The organism is Kitasatospora sp. NPDC043950, from assembly GCF_056435345.1.
Genome location: NZ_JBWKER010000042.1, coordinates 59,844 through 77,470, shown reverse-complemented (window position 1 = coordinate 77,470; position 17,627 = coordinate 59,844). Strand labels below are relative to the sequence as shown.

The 17,627-nt window shown below is 74.5% G+C and carries 16 protein-coding genes; 9 read left to right on the top strand and 7 right to left on the bottom strand.

Annotated elements, in window-relative coordinates:
* Positions 1-657, top strand: a 657-nt coding sequence (locus tag AC07BF_RS26425; protein WP_478334001.1) for a TetR/AcrR family transcriptional regulator, incomplete at its 5' end; no start/stop codon positions are given.
* Between the two features lie 697 nt (positions 658-1,354).
* On the opposite strand, the gene AC07BF_RS26420 is transcribed toward AC07BF_RS26425, so the two are convergent.
* Positions 1,355-2,905 (bottom strand): PP2C family serine/threonine-protein phosphatase, encoded by a 1,551-nt coding sequence (locus AC07BF_RS26420; protein ID WP_478334000.1) that lies wholly within the window; start codon positions 2,903-2,905, stop codon positions 1,355-1,357.
* Positions 2,906-3,235: 330 nt separating this feature from the next.
* Between AC07BF_RS26420 and AC07BF_RS26415 the strand changes: the two genes are divergently transcribed.
* From AC07BF_RS26415 to pth, 4 genes are all read left to right on the top strand, one after another.
* On the top strand, positions 3,236-3,745 hold the full coding sequence (locus AC07BF_RS26415; RefSeq protein WP_363630241.1) for a hypothetical protein: 510 nt from the start codon (positions 3,236-3,238) through the stop codon (positions 3,743-3,745).
* Between the two features lie 103 nt (positions 3,746-3,848).
* Complete coding sequence (locus AC07BF_RS26410) at positions 3,849-4,514, top strand: DUF3105 domain-containing protein (RefSeq protein WP_363584094.1); 666 nt, start codon at positions 3,849-3,851, stop codon at positions 4,512-4,514.
* 92 nt (positions 4,515-4,606) lie between these two features.
* Positions 4,607-5,239, top strand: coding sequence for a DUF305 domain-containing protein (locus tag AC07BF_RS26405; protein ID WP_400334491.1), 633 nt, complete (start codon positions 4,607-4,609; stop codon positions 5,237-5,239).
* A gap of 110 nt (positions 5,240-5,349) precedes the next feature.
* Positions 5,350-5,937, top strand: coding sequence for an aminoacyl-tRNA hydrolase (gene pth, locus AC07BF_RS26400; protein ID WP_363630300.1), 588 nt, complete (start codon positions 5,350-5,352; stop codon positions 5,935-5,937).
* 17 nt (positions 5,938-5,954) lie between these two features.
* Here the strand turns inward: pth and AC07BF_RS26395 are convergent, their stop codons facing one another.
* Positions 5,955-7,526, bottom strand: a complete 1,572-nt coding sequence (locus AC07BF_RS26395) for an MFS transporter (protein ID WP_400844280.1) — start codon at positions 7,524-7,526, stop codon at positions 5,955-5,957.
* A gap of 171 nt (positions 7,527-7,697) precedes the next feature.
* Between AC07BF_RS26395 and AC07BF_RS26390 the strand changes: the two genes are divergently transcribed.
* Complete coding sequence (locus AC07BF_RS26390) at positions 7,698-8,204, top strand: MarR family winged helix-turn-helix transcriptional regulator (RefSeq protein WP_363584097.1); 507 nt, start codon at positions 7,698-7,700, stop codon at positions 8,202-8,204.
* Positions 8,205-8,327: 123 nt separating this feature from the next.
* Positions 8,328-8,843, top strand: coding sequence for a GNAT family N-acetyltransferase (locus tag AC07BF_RS26385; RefSeq protein WP_363584099.1), 516 nt, complete (start codon positions 8,328-8,330; stop codon positions 8,841-8,843).
* Between the two features lie 26 nt (positions 8,844-8,869).
* Here AC07BF_RS26385 and AC07BF_RS26380 read toward each other — a convergent pair whose 3' ends face one another.
* From AC07BF_RS26380 to AC07BF_RS26365, 4 genes are all read right to left on the bottom strand, one after another.
* On the bottom strand, positions 8,870-9,379 hold the full coding sequence (locus AC07BF_RS26380) for a methylated-DNA--[protein]-cysteine S-methyltransferase (protein ID WP_363584101.1): 510 nt from the start codon (positions 9,377-9,379) through the stop codon (positions 8,870-8,872).
* Positions 9,376-10,893 carry a DNA-3-methyladenine glycosylase 2 family protein gene (locus AC07BF_RS26375; RefSeq protein WP_478333999.1) on the bottom strand — a complete coding sequence of 506 codons (1,518 nt, stop codon included), beginning with the start codon at positions 10,891-10,893 and terminating at the stop codon, positions 9,376-9,378. The genes AC07BF_RS26380 and AC07BF_RS26375 overlap by 4 nt, the downstream gene beginning before the upstream one ends.
* A 470-nt stretch (positions 10,894-11,363) precedes the next feature.
* On the bottom strand, positions 11,364-12,491 hold the full coding sequence (gene rsgA / locus AC07BF_RS26370) for a ribosome small subunit-dependent GTPase A (protein ID WP_363584105.1): 1,128 nt from the start codon (positions 12,489-12,491) through the stop codon (positions 11,364-11,366).
* 340 nt (positions 12,492-12,831) lie between these two features.
* Positions 12,832-13,917, bottom strand: coding sequence for a cytochrome c oxidase assembly protein (locus AC07BF_RS26365; protein ID WP_400810783.1), 1,086 nt, complete (start codon positions 13,915-13,917; stop codon positions 12,832-12,834).
* A 211-nt stretch (positions 13,918-14,128) separates the two neighbouring features.
* Between AC07BF_RS26365 and AC07BF_RS26360 the strand changes: the two genes are divergently transcribed.
* On the top strand, positions 14,129-15,805 hold the full coding sequence (locus tag AC07BF_RS26360; RefSeq protein WP_363630247.1) for an FtsW/RodA/SpoVE family cell cycle protein: 1,677 nt from the start codon (positions 14,129-14,131) through the stop codon (positions 15,803-15,805).
* Between the two features lie 181 nt (positions 15,806-15,986).
* Here AC07BF_RS26360 and AC07BF_RS26355 read toward each other — a convergent pair whose 3' ends face one another.
* On the bottom strand, positions 15,987-17,279 hold the full coding sequence (locus tag AC07BF_RS26355; RefSeq protein ID WP_363584111.1) for a YihY/virulence factor BrkB family protein: 1,293 nt from the start codon (positions 17,277-17,279) through the stop codon (positions 15,987-15,989).
* A gap of 178 nt (positions 17,280-17,457) precedes the next feature.
* Here AC07BF_RS26355 and AC07BF_RS26350 point away from each other — a divergent pair, with 178 nt between their 5' ends.
* Complete coding sequence (locus AC07BF_RS26350) at positions 17,458-17,541, top strand: putative leader peptide (RefSeq protein ID WP_347878562.1); 84 nt, start codon at positions 17,458-17,460, stop codon at positions 17,539-17,541.
* The last annotated feature ends 86 nt before the right edge of the window (positions 17,542-17,627 follow it).

Genomic DNA, 17,627 nt, shown 5'->3' with positions numbered 1-17,627 from the left:
CCCCCCCCCCCCCCCCCCCCCCCCCCCCCCCCCCCCCCCCCCCCCCCCCCCCCCCCCCCCCCCCCCCCCCCCCCCCCCCCCCCCCCCCGCCCCCGCGAGGAGGTCTTCGCCACCGCCCGGGCCGCGATCGCCGAACACGGGCTCGCCAAACTCACCATGGCCGGGCTCGGCAAACAGCTCCAGATGAGCGCCGGACACCTGCTCTACTACTTCGGCAGCAAGGACCAGCTGCTGCTGGAAACCCTCCGCTGGAGCGAGGACCAGCTCGGGGCCCGGCGCCGCGACGCCCTCGCCGACCGCTCGCGCGACCCCTGGCAGCGGCTCGACGCCTACCTGCGCCTCTACCTGCCCGACGGGGCGGGCGATCCGCGCTGGATCCTGTGGGTCGAGGTGTGGGGGCGCTCCCCCGCCAGTGCCGAGATCCGCCAGGGGCAACAAGAGATCGAGGCGCCCTGGCAGGCCGACCTGGTCGCCCTCATCGAGGAGGGCACCGCCACCGGCCACTTCACCCCCGGGCCCTCCGCCGACCGGGCCACCCAGATCCGCGCCCTCCTCGACGGCCTGGCCGTCCCCCTCGCCATCGGCCTCCCCGGCACCCACCGCCCCGCCGCCCTCACCCAGGCCACCGCCGTCACCGCGATCCTCCTGCGCACCTGACCAGGGGCTGCGGCGGCGAGGGAGAAAATATACCGACCGGTCTATAGATTTCCCTCGGTGGCGCGACGGCGCGATGCGCGCGCGTGATGCGCGGCGCGTGGCGTGTGGGGCGCGTGGCGCGTGGCGTGTGGGGCGCGTGAGTGCGCGCGGTGCACAGGAAGTCGGCCCGGTCGACTTCCTGCGCGATCCACTCCCGTCGGCGCGGTCGGCGCGGTCGTGACCAGGGAAAAATATGTCGGTCGGTCTACATATTCACTACCCGCAAGCGCGAGCAGCACGCGAGAAGTCGGGCCCGCCGACTTCTCGCGCGGCCGGGAAATCTGTCGGTCGGTCTACATATTTCGCCGCGGGAGGGGCCCGGATCAGGCTAGGGCTTGCTCAGGTAGGTGAGGACGGCGCGGACGCGGCGGTCGGTGTCGTCGTCGTCGGTCATGCCGCCCTCACCGTCGTCCTGCCGATCGCCCTCATCGGCGTCAACCGATCCCGGGCGTCTGCCCGCCCTGGTACGCCGCGGTGCAGGTCGTCTGCGTACTGCCCGCCCTCCGGGCCGCAGTCACCGTCCGCGGCTCCGCGCCGCGCGCCGCCTTCCCCCCCGGGTGCGCCGAACGGGTGCGCTGACCGGGTGCGCTGACCGGGTGTCGGGCGCGGCACCGGCGGGCCGGCGGCGTCCAGCCGTCCCGCGGTCGTCATGCGGTCGTCATTCGGTCCAGACGGCGGCGGCCGTGCGGTCGTCGGCGTAGCCCTTGGCTCGGACCTGGACCTGGCGGAGGAAGTCGACGGTGCCGGGCGGGTGCGGGTGGGCCCAGTGGGTGGACAGGAAGTGGGCGACGGCCGGCTCGTCGGCGATCGGGCTGGCCAGGCCGGGGGTGCAGAGCAGCAGCACGTCGCCCGGGGTGGCGGGGACCAGCCGGAAGCGGAACGGCCTCGGCTCCTCCGGCGGCTGCCGGCCGTCCGGGTGGTGCAGCAGGCGGGCCGCGTAGGCGTCGATCCAGTGGCCGGAGCGCAGCAGGTAGAGCCCGCCCGGGCCGACCCCGAAGGCCGCCCGGTGGCCGACCGCCGGGTCGAGCGACAGCAGCAGGCAGTGCAGCGAGGCCGGGGACGGCGTGCCGTCCTCCTCGTTCCCGGGCACGAGCGCGCGCAGCGGGGCGACGGCGCCGGTGGCGAGCCGCTGGAGGCCGTAGCGCAGCCGGTCCCGGGCGCCGTCGCGCAGGTCGGCGGCCAGGCCCTCGCGGCTGCGGCCGACCGCGGCGGCCAGATGGCGGCAGGCCTCGCGGGTGCTGGTGGCGACGGCCCCCGGGGCGAGCGCCTCGTCCGCGGCGGTGCCGGTCCGGTCGATGCCGGCGAGCACGGCGAGCAGCAGCCCGTCCGGGCCGTCCCCGAACCTGGTGATCAGCAGCGCGTCCCGCCGCGACTCGCCCCGGTAGCGGGCGGAGTCGCCGCGGACGGAGACGGCGCGCAGAACGGACGGGCCGTACTGGGCGCCCTCCAGGACGGTGTCCGGCACGAGTGCCCCGAGCACGCCCGGGTCCGCCTCCGGGACGGCGGTCGGCTCCGGCCCGTAGGTCGGCGGGCGCTCGCCGATGTGCGGCACGGTGGGGGCGCCGTCGGAGAGCGGCGAGCGGACGGCCGGGCGCGGGTCGGGGACGGTGGCGGTGGCGGTGGCGTCGGGTTCCTCGGTGGCCTCGGCTTCGGGCTCGGGCTCGGGCTCGGGCTCGGGTTCCTCAGCGGCTGCCTCCGGTTCGGCCTCGGGTTCCGGTTCAGGTTCCGGTTGCGGCGCGGGCTCGGGGGCGGGCTTGTCCAGGGAGACCGGTGTGGGGACGGTGTCGGCTTCGGTTTCCTGGACGTCAGGGGCGAAGACCCGCTCCTCGTCCGCCCGCTGGGGTCCGATGACGCCGATCGCGGTGTCGAACCAGTCGTCGATGCTGTCCCGTTCCAGCACCTCGGCCGCTGCCGGCACCACTGCCGACTCCGGCTCCGGCTCCGGCACCGCTGCCGACTCCGACGCCGGCTCCACGCCCAGCACCGGCTCCACGCCCAGCACCGGCCCCGCGTCCAGCACCGACTCCGGTTCGGCCGTGCGCTGCTGGCCGATGAGGCCGACCGCCGTGTCGAACCAGTCGTCGACGCTGCCGTCGCCGGGGTCCGCGTGCGGGGTGTCGGGGAGGGTGCCCGCCGGGCCGTCGTAGACCGTGTCCCACCAGCCGTCGTCCGGCCGGTGCGACTGTGCGGGGGCACCCTGCTTGCTCATCTGGCGGCTCCTGGTCGGTCCGTGGTCGCGCCGCCCCCGGCGGGGCCGGACTCGACGTCATTGTCTCCAAGTGCAACGACGCTGTCCGGGTTTCGGCGACAACCGGTCAGCGCCGGGCCGTTCCCGGCCACCGCGCCCACCTCGGGTTTCACCGGGGAATCCGGCCCCGCGTCCACCCCCGGGTTCACCCCCGCGTTCGGTCCCGTTCCGTCCGTGCTTGCCGGATGTGCCCGGAGCAGGGCGTTTCCGGGGTGTTCGGGTCCGGGAGCGGCCGAAAATGGGGGTGGAGGAGGGGCATCGCTTCACTCGTTCGGCTGATTAAATGTGCGCATGACCGCGTCGGCCCCCAGCTCACCTCGACCGGGGAGGGCCGCACCGGCGGGCCGCCCGGTGGGTGTGCTGTGGGTCCTGCTGCTGGTCGCGCTGCTCACGACGCTGCCGTGCGCCGGTCAGTCGAAGGCGGTCGGCGCGCACGCCGCTCCGACGCCGACCACCGTCACCGCCGCCGTCACCGCCGTCACCGTCACGACGGTCGCCAGTCACGTCCCGCACGCCGGCCCCGCCGCCAAGGCCTCCGACCAGCGCCAGCGCGCCGGGGAGCAGCGGCACTGGACGTGGTGCACCGCCGACGGCGGGCAGCCGCGCCGTGACAACGGCTGCTCCAGCCACCCGTACTGCGCGCAGGACGCCCAGCTGCCGAACCCGCCGCCGCATCCGCAGCCGGCCGCGTCACCGCTCGCTCCGGCAGCCGAGGCGCTGCCCAGGGTGGTGCCCGCCGGGCTGCTGGACGGTCCGCATCCGGCACCCGATCTACACGAGCTGCAAGTACACCGGTCCTGAGCGGAACCCACCGCCCGGCATCCGCCGGCGGATCCGCCCCTCCCCTTCTTTCAGCTGACCGCCGCGCCTCCAGCAGTGCGCGGCGGGGACAAGGACAACCACCATGGGTTCCGCCTCGAAGCAGTCCAGCAAGCAGTCCGGCAAGCCCGGCCCGACCGACCGCCGCGCCCGGATAGCCGAGCTGCGCGCCGGCGAGCAGCGCCGCGACCGCCGCAACAAGGTCATCGCCTCGGTCGCGGCCGGTGTGCTGGTGATCGGCGCGATCGCCACCGGCACCTGGATCGTCATGGACGCCAACCAGAGCAAGAAGAAGGAGCAGGCCGCCGCCAACGCGGACATCCCGGGCGTGCAGACCTTCGGCGAGCTGAGCCGCACCCACGTCAAGGACAAGGTCAGCTACCCGATGACCCCGCCGGTCGGCGGCGACCACAACGCGATCTGGCTGGACTGCATGGGCCACGTCTACGACCAGCCGGTCGAGAACGAGCGCGCCGTCCACTCGCTGGAGCACGGCGCGGTCTGGGTGACGTACAACGGCAAGGCGACGCCGGACGACATCAAGACCCTGTCCGACAAGGTCAAGACCACCCCGTACTCGCTGATGAGCCCGTACCCGGACGAGAAGGGCACCATCACCCTGAACGCCTGGAGCACCCAGCTGATCGTGGAGAGCGCCAGCGACCCGCGGGTGAACCAGTTCTTCACCAAGTACGTCCAGGGCAAGCAGACCCAGGAGCCGGGCGCCTCCTGCACCATGGGGCAGATGTGACCGCCGACGCGGCGCAGCCCGAGGACGGCTCCGAGCACGCCGCCGAGGAGTTCGCGGACGAGGCCGGGGCGCCGCGCCCGGCCCGTCGGCGGCTGTGGTGGCCGGCCGCGCTGGCCGCCGCCCTCGCGTTGGCCCTCGGGGTGCCCGCCCTGGTGGCGAGCGGGACGTCGGCGTCCGGGTCGGCCTCGGTGGCCGTCCCGGCGGACGACTCGCCCGAGGCCGGGTTCGCCCGCGACATGGCGACCCACCACCAGCAGGCGGTGGACCTGTCGTTCATCGTCCGGGACCGCACCGGCGACGACGCGACCCGCACCCTCGCCTTCGACATCATCAACACCCAGGCCAACCAGCGCGGGATGATGATGGGCTGGATCGACCAGTGGGGGCTGCCGCAGCACTCGGCGGCCAAGCCGATGGCGTGGATGAAGATGGGCCACGACTACCAGGCCCACGACGGTTCGCTGATGCCCGGCATGGCCACCAACACCCAACTGGCGAAGCTGCGTTCGCTCAGCGGGCGGGACGCCGAGGTGTACTACCTGCAGCTGATGATCCAGCACCACAAGGGCGGCGTCGAAATGGCCCAGGGCTATGTGGACCTGGCGAAGAACGACGCCGAGAAGCGGCTCGCCCAGTCGATGGTGGTCGCACAGACCTCGGAGGTGCAGCTGATGACCGACATGCTCACGGAGCGCGGCGCCGCCCCCGGCGTGCCCGAGTCCTGACCCACCCCACTGCGCGTGTCCTCGGACGGCCGGGGCGCGGTCGACGGTCCCGTACCGTGCGTACCGTGCCCCGGCCGTCCCGCGTCCGCGACAAGCCCCTGGAGTTCCCGATGACCCCCGCCGCACCCTGGCTGATCGCCGGACTGGGCAACCCCGGCCCGTGGTTCCGGCTGACCCGGCACAACGCCGGCTTCCTGACCGTGGAGCGGCTGGCCGAACGGTACGGCGCGCGGTTCCGGCGGCGCGGGATCGGCGCCCTGGTGGCGGAGATCGAGGTCGACGGCCACCGGGTGGTGCTGGCCAAGCCGCAGTGGTTCGTCAACCTGTCCGGCCGGCCGGTGTCCGGCCTGCTGCGGCGTTACGGCGTCCCGGTCGAGCACCTGGTGGTCGTGCAGGACGACCTGGACTTCGCGTTCGGCACCGGACGGCTCAAGCGCGGCGGCGGCCCCGGCGGCCACAACGGCGTGCGCTCGGTGGGCGAGGTGCTCGGCACCCCCGACTTCGTGCGGCTGCGCTTCGGCATCGGGCGCCCGCCGAAGGGGCAGAGCGTCGGCGACTTCGTGCTGAAGAAGTTCTCGGACCGCGAACAGGCCGCCCTGCCAGGGGTGTTGGACCGGTGTGCGGACGCGCTGGACACGCTGGTGCGACGCGGCCTCAACCGGGCCCAGGACGCGCTGAACGTCCGCTCGGAGGCTTAGGGGAAGGGGCCCCGGCTTCAGGCCTGGCGGACCGGCCGGGTCAGGGCCACGGCCGCCACCGCGACCGCCGCGAGAGCGAGCAGCACCGTCCGGCCGCCGGACGCCGGGCCCGCCAGATGGACTCCGAGGACGGGCAGCGCGGTGCCGAGCGCCGTCCCGAGGCTGCGGGCCATGTTCACCATGCCGCCGCCGACCGCCGAGCACTGCGCCGGGATCGCCCGCATCACCAGCGCGTTGTTGGCGGGCAGCAGCAGTCCCAGCCCGTAGCCGGCGAGCAGCAGCGGCACCGCCACGGCCGCCCCGGAGACCGGCAGCAGGGCGAACAGCAGCAGCCCCGCGCCCGCGAGCACCGCGCCCGCGCGGCAGCGGGCGACGTCCGACCAGCCGCGCGGCAGCAGCGCGCCGCCGACGGTCGCGGCGAGCGCGAACGCGGCGGGCAGCAGGGTGATCACCAGGCCGGCCCGGGCCACCGGCACGCCCGCGCCGGTGAGCAGCACCGGGCCGAGCACGAGCGGGCAGAACAGCAGCAGGTAGCCGATCAGCGAAACCACCAGCCCGGACCGCACCCCGGGGGTGTTGACCAGGCCGGGCGCCAGGATCGGCCGGGCGGCCCGCCGTTCCTGACGGACCAGCGCGAGCGCGAGGACGGCGGCGGCGAGCAGCAGGGCGGCGGCGGCCCAGCCGGGCAGCGGCAGTCCGGAGGCGGTGGACAGGGCGAGCAGCAGCGCGGTGGTGGAGCCGGTGAGCAGCAGCAGGCCGGGCAGGTCGAAGCGGGCTCCGGACGCGGTGGCGGGCACAGTGGCGGGAGGGCTCGCGGCGGCACTCGCGCGGGGGGCGCCCCCGGCGCGGGGAGCGGGCAGGCTCGCGGCGGCCCCTGCGGGCGGGGTCCCGGGATCGGCGGTGAGCGGGCCCCCGGTACCGGCGATGAGCTGCTTCCCGGCACCGGCGGCGGGCGGGGGCCCCGTGCGGGTACGGGGCAGCAGGAACCATCCGGCCAGGATGCCCAGCACCCCGATCGGCACGTTGATCCAGAACACCCACCGCCAGGAGGCGTGCTCCACCAGCAGCCCGCCGAGGCTGGGGCCCAGCGCCAGACCGAGCCCCTGGGCCGCTGCCTGGATGCCGAGCGCGCGCCGCATCGCGTGCTCCGGGACGCCGCGCGCCACCAGGGCGACGCTGTTGGCCTGCATCATCGCGCCGCCGACGGCCTGGACGGCCCGGCAGGCGACCAGCACGCCGAGGCTTCCGGCGTATCCGGCGCCGAGCGAGGCCAGGGCGAAGACGGCGAAGCCGCCGAGGTACATGGTCTTGCGGCCGATGAGGTCGGAGAGCCAGCCGACCGGGGCGAGCAGGGCGACCAGCACCAGGAGGTAGGCGAGGGCGACCCATTCGACGGCCGCGAAGCCGGCGTTGAAGTGCCGGCCGAGGGCCGGGAAGACGAGGGCGGTGACGCTGGCGGTGAGCTGGCCGAGGAAGGCCCCGAGGCAGACGGTGCCGACGGCCAGCCAGTGGGCGTGACGCCAGCCGGCTATGCCGCGGGGCCGGGGCCGCTCGGTGAGCAGCCGCGCGGCAAGGGCGGTGGCGTTCATGGCACAAATATATCGGACGCAGATATGTTCTTTCTACGAGCTGCTCGCTTTCCGACGGGAGCCCGCAGAGTTCCACCGAGCTCCACGAGGCCCCGCAGAGTTCCGGGAGGCCCCCGCTCGACGGTGGACAACCCGCCGGACCGGCCCGTACCAGGCGATACGCTGTCCGCCATGCCGTCGTCACCACACGTCCCCGACCCCGCCACCGAAACCCCCGAAACGGCGGTCGACCACGCCCGGCGGCTCACCGACACCGTCACCCGCCTGCGCCGCGCCCTGCGCAGCAGCATCCGCACCGACTACCCGTGGGAGTCCCTGCCCATGGCGCAGGTCGAACTCCTCCAGACCCTCGCCGCCGCCCCCCTGCGGGTCGGCGAACTCGCCGCCCGGCAGCGGCTCGCCCCCAACACCGTCAGCGGGCTGATCGGCAAGCTCCTCGACGCCGGATTCGTCGACCGCCAGGCCGACCCCGGCGACCGTCGCACCGCCCGCATCGCCCTCACCCCGGCCGGCCGGCGCCAGCTCGACGACTGGCAGCGCGCCCACGAGCGCCGCATCGCCACCGCCCTCGACACCCTCGATCCCACCGACCGCGACGCCGTCGTCCACGCCCTGCCCGCCCTCGAACAGCTCGCCCGCGCCCTCGCCGAGACCGGCCAGGGCCCCGACCAGGCCTGAACCCCGGCCGGGCCCAAACCGGGGCCGATCCGGGGCCGAGCCGGGGCCGAACCCCGGCCAGCACCCCCGGATGCCTGCAAAACCGCTGGTCACCTACCCGTACGGACCACTACCGTCCCCGGCATGAGCACAGCACAGGTACAGATCGAGCCCTGGACGGACGCCGACCTCGCACTGCTGCGCCGGGTCAACACCCCGGAGATGAAGAAGCACGTCGGCGGCCCCGAGACCGAGGAGCAACTCCTCGTCCGGCACCGGCGCTACCTGGACTTCGTCCCGTCCGGCCTGGGCTGCATGTACCGGATCGTGCTGCTCCCCGAGGGCGAGGCCGTCGGAACCGTCGGCTACGGCACCCGCACCTGGGAGGGCGAGACCGTCCACGAGATGGGGTGGAACGTCCTGCCCGGCCACCAGGGACGGGGCATCGCCGTCGCCGCCACCCGCGCCGCCGTCGCGGCCGCCCGCCGCGAGGCCGCCCACCGCCACCTGCACGCCTTCCCCTCGGTGGACAACCCGGCCTCCAACGCGGTCTGTGCGAAGGCCGGGTTCAGCCTCGTCGGCGAGACGGACTTCGAGTTCCCGCCCGGGCGGCTCATGCGCAGCCACAACTGGCGGGTGGACCTGCGGGCGGCGGGCTGAGCCGCGCCGCCGCCCGGGCGGACGTGTCAGAACAGCGTGCCGCTCTCCAGCTCCAGCAGCCGGCGCTTGCAGTCCACGCCCGCCGCGAAGCCGGTCAGCGAGCCGTTGGCGCCCATGACGCGGTGGCAGGGGCGGACGATGAGCAGCGGATTGGCGCCCACCGCGCCGCCGACCGCCCGCACCGCGCGCGGCGACTCCCCCGCCAGATCGGCGAGTTGGCCGTAGGTGACGGTCTCGCCGTACGGGATCTCGTCCAGGGCGGCCCAGATCCGCCGGCGGAACTCGGTGCCCGCCGGGGCGAGCGGGAGGTCGAAGGAGGTGCGCTCGCCCGCGAAGTAGGCGGTCAGCTGGGCGACCGGCTCGGCGAGCGCCTCCGGGTCGAGGACCCAGTCGTCGGCGGGCTCGGCCAGCGCGTACTTCTGCCCGGGCGCGGTGACGGTGGCCAGCGCCGCCGCGCCGCCGCCCTCGGGCAGGACGCCGGACAGCAGCAGCCGGCCGAACGGGCTCTCCATGGTGGTGTAGACGGTGGTGCTCATGCCTCTGCCTTCTCCGTTCCAGTGCTGGCGCTCGTGGGCCCGGCCCACAGCCGGTGCACGGCGTAGGAGCGCCACGGGGCCCACGCCTCGGCCGCGCGGGCGGCGTTCTTCGGGTCGCCGGGGGCGCCGAGCCGGACGAGGCCGTGCTTGACGCCCACATCGCCCGGGAGGAAGACGTCCGGGTCGGCGAGGGCCCGCATCCTCAGGTAGCCGACGGTCCAGGGACCGATGCCGGGCAGGGCCAGCAACCGGGCCGCGGACTCCTCCCGGTCCACCCCGCCGTCGAGTCGCACCGCCCCCTCGGCCAAGGCCGCGCACAGGCCGGTGAGCGCGCGGCGGCGGGCGGCGGGCATCGCGAAGTCCTCCGGGTCGGCGGTGGCCAGCACCGCCGCCGGCGGGAACAGCAGCCGCAGGCCGCCGCTCGGCTCGGGCAGCGCGGTGCCGTACTTCTCGGTCAGCCGGCCGGCCAGCGTACGGGCGGCGCCGACCGTGATCTGCTGGCCGAGCACGGCGCGGACGGCCAGCTCGTGCGGGTCCACGTGGCCGGGCGAGCGCAGGCCGGGGCGTTCACGGACCAGGGAGCCGAGCACGGGGTCGGCGCCGAGCTGCTCGTCGACCGCGTCCGGGTCGGCGTCCAGGTCGAACAGGCCGCGCAGGCGCTGGACGGCGGTCGGGAGGTCGCGCAGGTCCCCGAGCAGCAGGCGGCAGTCGAGCCAGCCGCGGGTGCGCGGTTCGCCCGGCGCCAGCCCGTCGACTTCGGCGATGCCGTGCCCGTACGGGAGCGCCAGGGTGCGCCGGTACGTGCGGACGCCGGGGCGCGGACCGGGGACGACCTCCTCCACGCCGGGGACGGCGCGCAGGGCGAGGAAGTCGATCAGGTGGTCGCTGTCGAGCGCGCCGCGGTAGGCCAGGCGCAGGGTGAGGCCGCCGGCCGGGGTCGCGACGCGGCGGCCGGCCACGACCTCGGCGCGCAGACCGCTGGGGGTGCGGTCGTAGACCTCGCGGACGGTGTCGTTGAACTGCCGCACCGAGGCGAAGCCGGCGGCGAACGCGATGTCGGTGACCGGGAGTTCGGTCGTCTGCAGCAGCAGGCGGGCGGTCTGGGCGCGGCGGGCGCGGGCCAGCGCGATCGGTCCGGCGCCCAGTTCGGCGATGAGCTGGCGCTGGAGCTGGCGGGAGCTGTAGCCGAGGCGGCTGGCCAGGCCCGCGACGCCCTCGCGGTCCACCACGCCGTCGCCGATCAGGCGCATCGCGCGACCGACCAGGTCGGCGCGGTGGTTCCACTCCGGGGAGCCCGGCACGGAGTCGGGGCGGCAGCGGCGGCAGGCGCGGAAGCCGGCCCCCTGGGCGGCCGCGGCGCTGGGGTAGAAGACGCAGTTGACGCGCTTGGGGGTCACGGCGGGGCAGCTCGGTCGGCAGTAGATGCCGGTGGACGTGACGGCCGTGAAGAAGACGCCGTCGAAGCGGGCGTCTCGGCTGTCCACGGCTCGGTACCGGATGTCGTCGTCGATCACGCTGTCCAGTCTGCGGCACTGGGGCGGGGGGTGACTGGCGGAAATCGGACATGGCCGTTGGGGGGCCTCCCCCCTCCCCCCTCCCCCACCCCACCCTCCGCCCACCTCCACCCACCCATCCCGAGCACCGGCCCGGAGGGCCCACGCCGGGGGCCCTCACAGCCCGCACAGGGGCCCGCCGGGAGACCCGCGCTGGGCCCCACACCGGGAGACCCGCACCGGCGAGCCCGCCCCGGGTCCACACCGGGGGAAGACCGCGCCGCAGCGCTCGGCGCACGCGCGCGTTGCTCGCGGTCTGGCCGCCGGCCAGGGCCGCTCGCCGCCCTCGGTGACCCGGGTTTCACCGTGGACGACGCCACCGCGGTGGCCCTGAAGCACTTCCGGCTGCCGGCCCGCCCGGCCTCCGCCGAGCCGGGTGGCCCGGGCGGAGGCCGGCCGCGGCCTCCTGATTTCCTGGTCGGCTTTCCTGGTCAGCGCTTCACGGGGCCTCCCGCGGCGCGCATCGACTTGGAGAGCGACTTCCACTTCTTCGCCCGGGCCGAGGCCAGTCGGGCGTCCGAGCGGGAGGCGATCCACTCGTTCTCGCGCTGGAGCTTGAGGTAGCTGTCCATCCGGCGCTGCGGCAGGGTGCCGTCGGCGAGCGCCGCCTGCACCGCGCAGCCGGGCTCGGTGTGGTGGCCGCAGTCATGGAAGCGGCAGTCCTCGGCCAGTCCGGCGATGTCGGCGAAGGCCAGGTCCACGCCCTCGCCACCGTAGAGGCCGACCTCGCGCAGCCCGGGGGTGTCGATGAGCACACCCCCGCCGGGCAGCGGGATCAGTTCACGGGTGGTCGTGGTGTGGCGGCCCTTCTGGTCGACCGATCGGGCCTCCTGGACGGCCATCGCCGTGACGCCGGCGAGCGCGTTGGTGAGCGTGGACTTGCCGACGCCGGACTGGCCGATCACGGCCGTGGTGCCGGGCGCGCAGGCGCGCAGCACGTCCATGCCCTCGCCCGTCCCGGCGCTGACCACGAGCACGGTGACACCGGGCGCGACCGCCTCGACGTCGGCGCGGATGAACTCGGCGTCGTCCACCAGGTCGGCCTTGGTGAGGACGACCAGGGGGTCGGCGCCGGACTCCCAGGCCAGGGCGAGGAAGCGCTCTATCCGGCCGAGGTCCGGATCGGCGGCGAGCGAGGCGGCGATCAGGACGGTGTCGACGTTGGCGGCGAGCACCTGGCCGTCGGAGCGCTTGCCGGCCACCTTGCGGATGATCGCGGTCGAGCGGGGCAGCAGTGCGGTGACGGCGGCCATCGGCTGGGCGTGGAGGTCCACGGCGGCCCAGTCGCCGGTGCACGGGCAGTTGATCATGTCGGCGTCGCCGACCGGGCGGGTGTCGAGCCGGACGGTGCGCGGCTCGCCCGTCTCCGGATCGGCGAGCACGGCGTCGCACTGGCCGCGGTCGACCCGGACGATCCGGGCCGGAATCAGCCCGGCCTCGGCGAGCGGGGTGAAGAGTTCGGCGAGCTCGGGCGTCCAGCCGTAGCCGGACAGCGGCAGTTCGTCAGAGAGGGAGCCAGAGGTGGAGGGGGACGACGAAGTGGAGGCAGCGTTGAACAACGCGGTGGGCCCTTCGGGAGGAGATGATCCCGGCGGGCTGCGGCTGGCGCGGAAAGGGTCAGCCGGCGGCCGGGAAGAGGAGGTGAACGCGAGTACTGCCCAAGGCAGCTATCGGGGCGACAACGACCACGGGGTTCACCTCCTGCTCTCTACTCCTCGGGCGGCCGTGAAGGCCCCCGATCTGGACGGGAGAAACGCTAGCGGGTCGGGGTGGCGGGGCCAACTGATTTTTGACCTGCGGAAACGCGGTGAAGGGATCCACAAGGGGCCAGCATTGGACCTACAGAAGTGCGGGCCCTCGCTCAGGAACCCGCCGGAGCCGGCTACCCTCCGGAGCCGACTACCCGCCGTACCGGTGCTTGAGGTTCGGGTCGTCCAGCCACCAGGGCCGCATCCCGGCCTCCTCCTCGGCCGGCAGCCCCGCCGCCTGCGCCCGCGCCGCGGCCTCCTCGAAACGGGCGTCGAGTTCGGCGTCCACCGCCTTGATCTCCTCCCGCCCCTGCACCACCATCCGCCGCACCAGCGCGGCCAGGAACGGCAGCCCGACCAGGTCGCCCAGCACCCAGAGCATGTTGCCGCCCCAGGTCTGGTCCTGCGCCAGGCTCGGCCCCCACGGCCGCCCGAGCGCCACGTAGTAGTGCTCGGCGACCAGGTGGCCGCCGTAGATCAGCACCAGCCCGAGCCCCGCGTCGAAGATCACCTCGGCGAAGGTGATGAACAGCCCGACCAGGTGCGGGTACTCGCGCCCGACCGGGTCGATCTGCAACCGCGGCCAGAAGTACGCCAGGCCGAGCAGCACCAGCGCCAGGTGCAGCAGCACGTTCCCGAACGCGCTGGACACCGACTCCTCGTACCAGGGCGTGAAGTAGAGCAGCCACGGCGGGGCCATCAGCAGCGCGGTGGAGACGGCCGGGAACATCAGCACCTTGGACGGCCGGCTGCGCAGCGCCCGCAGGATGCGCTCGCGCCGGGCCGGCGGCGCGGCCGCGACCAGCAGCGAGACCGGCGCACCGAGGGCGAGCAGCAGCGGGACGAGCATCAGCAGCAGCACGACCTGGACGGCCCGGTCGGTGAACAGGATCCGCTCGTACACGCCGAGGCCGGAGCAGGTGCACCAGATCCACAGCAGCAGCCCGCCCAGGAAGGCGGCGGTGCGGGACGGTTGCCAGCGCTCGCCGCCCGCCCGGTGGACGGTGCGCACCGCGGCCAGGTACCAGCCGCCGAGCAGCACGGAGAGGGCGAGCACGAGCGGTTCGGCCGTCCACGAGGTGGCCAGGTCGGACCACTGCCAGGGCGGCGGTCCGCTGTAGGCGAGCACTCGCACCGCGCCGTCCATCCGTCCGCCCACCTCGTTCGCGCCCTGCCGCCGCCCGCGCCGTCCGGCGGTCCGTCGGACGCCGCGGACCGGACCGCGGCGCCCGGCCATGATGGCCTCCCGGCCGGGGCCCGCCGCGCCCGGGGCCCGCCTCTATACCTGCACCTGAACAAAGCTTTACCGAGCCCGGAAAAAGCTTTGCCCAGGCAAAGTTCAGGCCTCGACGGCCCCCGGACCGCAACCGGCGCAGGGGCGTGTTCGTCTGGCAGGATGCACCGTCGGCGATACCGGCCACGCGGGTGATGACAAGGGGACGACAAGGGTGCAAAGCACTGCACGCGGCGAGGGCCGCCGGCTGGCGGCGCGCCACCGCAACATCGAGCTGGGCCTGCTGGCGCTCGCGGTGGCCGTCTGTCTGGCGGGGCACGTCGACGCCGATCTGGCGCTGACCGGCAAGATGCCGCCCGGGCTGCTGGTCCACGGCCTGGCGCTGGGCGGCCTGGCCGGGGCGGCGCACCTGGCGGTGCGGCGGTTCGCCCCGTACGCGGATCCGCTGATCCTGCCGCTGGGCGTCTTCCTGACCGGCTTCGGGCTGATGCTGCTGGACCGGCTGGACATCTCCTACGCGGCGGCGCACGCGAGGAAGGGCGACTACCAGAAGCTCCCGGCCGCGCCCTCGCAGCTGATGTGGGTGTTCATCTCGGTCGCGGTGGCGATCGCGCTGATCGTGCTGATCAAGCACCACAGGTTCTTCCAGCGGTACGTGTACCTGCTGATGACGGGGGCGCTGATCCTGCTGGCGGCGCCCGCGTTCTTCCCGGGCCGGGCGGAGGACTTCGGCGCCAAGCGCTGGATCCGCCTGTTCGGGCTCTCCTTCGAGCCGGACGAGTTCGTGAAGGTCGCGATCACGATCTTCTTCGCCGGCTACCTGATGGCCTCCCGGGACGCGCTCGCGCTGGCCGGCCGGAAGATCTGGGGGATGACCCTGCCGCGCGGGCGGCACGTCGGCCCGGTGCTGGCGATCTGGGTGGTCAGCCTGCTGGTGCTGGTCTTCGAGCGCGACCTCGGCACCTCGCTGATCTTCTTCGGCGTCTTCGTCGTGATGCTGTACGCGGCGACGGAGCGCACCAGCTGGGTGGTGCTCGGCCTGCTGATGGCGGTCGGCGGCGCGGCCGTGGTCGGCACCGTGGAGCCGCACGTGCACGGGCGCGTCGAGGCCTGGCTGCACCCGCTCGACATCTACAAGGAGCACCACGACCCGGCGATCATCTCCGACCAGCCCGCCGAGGCGCTGTTCAGCCTGGGCACCGGGCACCTGACCGGGACGGGCCTGGGCTCGGGGCGGCCGTGGCTGATCGGCTTCGCCGGGCGCAGCGACTTCGTCTTCACCACGATCGGCGAGGAGCTGGGCCTGGCCGGGGTGACGGCGGTGCTGCTGGTGTACCTGCTGCTGGTCCAGCGCGGGCTGCGGACGGCGGTCGGGTTGACCGACCCGTTCGGCAAGCTGCTGGCGACGGGACTGTCGACGGCGCTGGCGCTGCAGGTGTTCGTGGTGGTCGGCGGGGTGAGCGGGCTGGTGCCGCTGACCGGCAAGGCGCTGCCGTTCCTGGCGGCGGGCGGCTCGTCACTGCTGGCGAACTGGCTGATCGTGGCGCTGCTGATCAAGCTGAGCGACTCGGCCGGGCGCACGGCGCTGGAGCCGGCGCCGCCGAGCCCCGATCCGCTCCCGGCGCAGGCCGGGCCGGCGGGTCGGTCGGCGGCCCCGGGTGGTCCGGCCGCGATGGATCCGAGCCCGAACCCGAACCCGACCGCGCCGAGCGGCCCGAACCCGACGGCCCCGGAGCTGACGCTCCCACGCCCGGCCGCCCCGGGCCCGGATCCGGATCCGGACCGGACCGAGGTCAACCCGGCCGCCCCGCACCCTCCGGCCGAGCAGTCCCCGTACGGGTACCACCCGGCCCCGCCGTCCCCCTTCCCGCCGAACCCGGCGACCGCCTGACCCACCGCCTGACCCACCGCCGGGCCCCGGGCCGCCCTCTGGGCAACGGGCGACGGCGAACCGGCGAACCGGCACCAGGAGACGACGAACGGACGTCAGGAGACGACGAACGGCACAGGGCCTCCCCCGCATCCCGCGGGGGAGGCCCTGTGCCGTTCGTCGTGGTGCCGGAACCCTGCCCCTACTGCCGCTCCCACGGCGGCCGGGGCGGGTAGTCGGGCGCCCGCCGCTCCGGCGGCGGCCCGGACGGCCGGTCGCTGTCCGGCGGGGGCGGACCGGGCCGGTGGTGGGGCCCGCCGCGGGCGGTGAGGCGGCCGCGGACGTTGTCGGCGGCCAGGACGTCGGCCCAGCGCTCCGGGTACTCGGAGGGGACGTCGACGTCGTCGCCGTCCTCCTCGCCCCACTCCTCCTCGGCGCCTTCGGCGAGGCCGAGTTCGCGGGCGCGCCGGGCCCGTTCGGCGGCGCGCCGGGCGGCGACCTCGCGGACCACGGCGGCGGCGGCCTCCTCCTGGGCGCGCTCGTTCTCGGCGCGGGCGTCGGCGGTCTCCAGGGTGGGCCAGCGGCGGTCTATGGCGGCGTTCATGGCGGCGCCGATGAGGACGGCCAGGGCGACCACGAAGATCCACAGCAGTACGGCCACCGGCGCGGCCAGCGAGCCGTACACCGAGGGGACCTCGACCGAGCTGACCAGGTAGATCCGCAGGGCGACGCTGCAGACGACCAGCACCACGAGGGCGACCAGGGCGCCGGGGACGTCCTCGCGCCAGGGGGTGGAGACGGGGACGGCCAGGTGGTAGAGGGTGGTGAGGGAGACGATCAGCAGCACGATGGCGACCGGCCAGTAGGCGGCGCCGACCAGTCCGGCGACGCCGGGCACGGCGTTCTCGATGAGTCCGGGTCCGGCCATCAGCAGCGGCAGCACCAGGGAGCTGATGACGAGGGCGCCGAAGTAGAGGCCGAGGGACATCAGCCGGGTCTTGACGATGCCTCGCTTGCCGTCGAGCCCGTACATGACGGTGATGGTGTCGATGAAGATGTAGAGCGCTCTGGAGCCGGACCACAGCGACAGCAGGAAGCCGATCGAGACGAGGTCGGGCCGGGAGTGGGCGAAGACCTGGTCCAGCAGCGGCACCACGACCTCCTTGACGGACGAGTCCGACAGGACCGTCCCGGAGGCCGAGACGATGTCGTGCTTGAGCCGGTCGATGGTGCCGGCGCCGAGGAACTCGTCGAGGTAGCCGAGGGTGCCGGCCAGGCCGAGGAGCAGCGGTGGGATCGACAGCAGGGTGAAGAAGGCCGCCTCCGCGGCGAGTCCGGTGACCCGGTACTCGACGCAGGTGTTGGTGGTGTCCTTGACCAGCTCCCACGCCGTGCGGCGCCAGGCGGCCTGTTTGGCCGCGCGTCGGGAGCCCTTGCCCCGGCGCCGGGAGGGCCGTTCGGGGTTCGGTCTGCTCGTCTCGCCTGCTGCTTGCACGGGTCTAACGGTATCGGGCCGGGGCCGCGCGGTTGATCTCCCCCGGGGTACGGGCGCGTGGACGGACGTCGGGGCGGGGAGCGGCGGGGATCCCCGGCAGTCTCACATGTCGAAACCTCAGCGTCCGCCATCCGGATGTTAGTGGACCGCGAGTCCCGCGCCGTGCCAATCTCTTGCCATGCCGAGCGCCGGAACCACCCTAGTTGGTCGACTCCACGTCGATCTCCTTCGCGTGTCCAGCGCCATCTGTCCGGCGATCTGAGCCCACCCCGCCGCACCACCGCACCCGGCGCCACCCACCTCGCAGTCCCCGCTGGAGCGGACGCGCGGGCGCCCGGCCGGCCACGG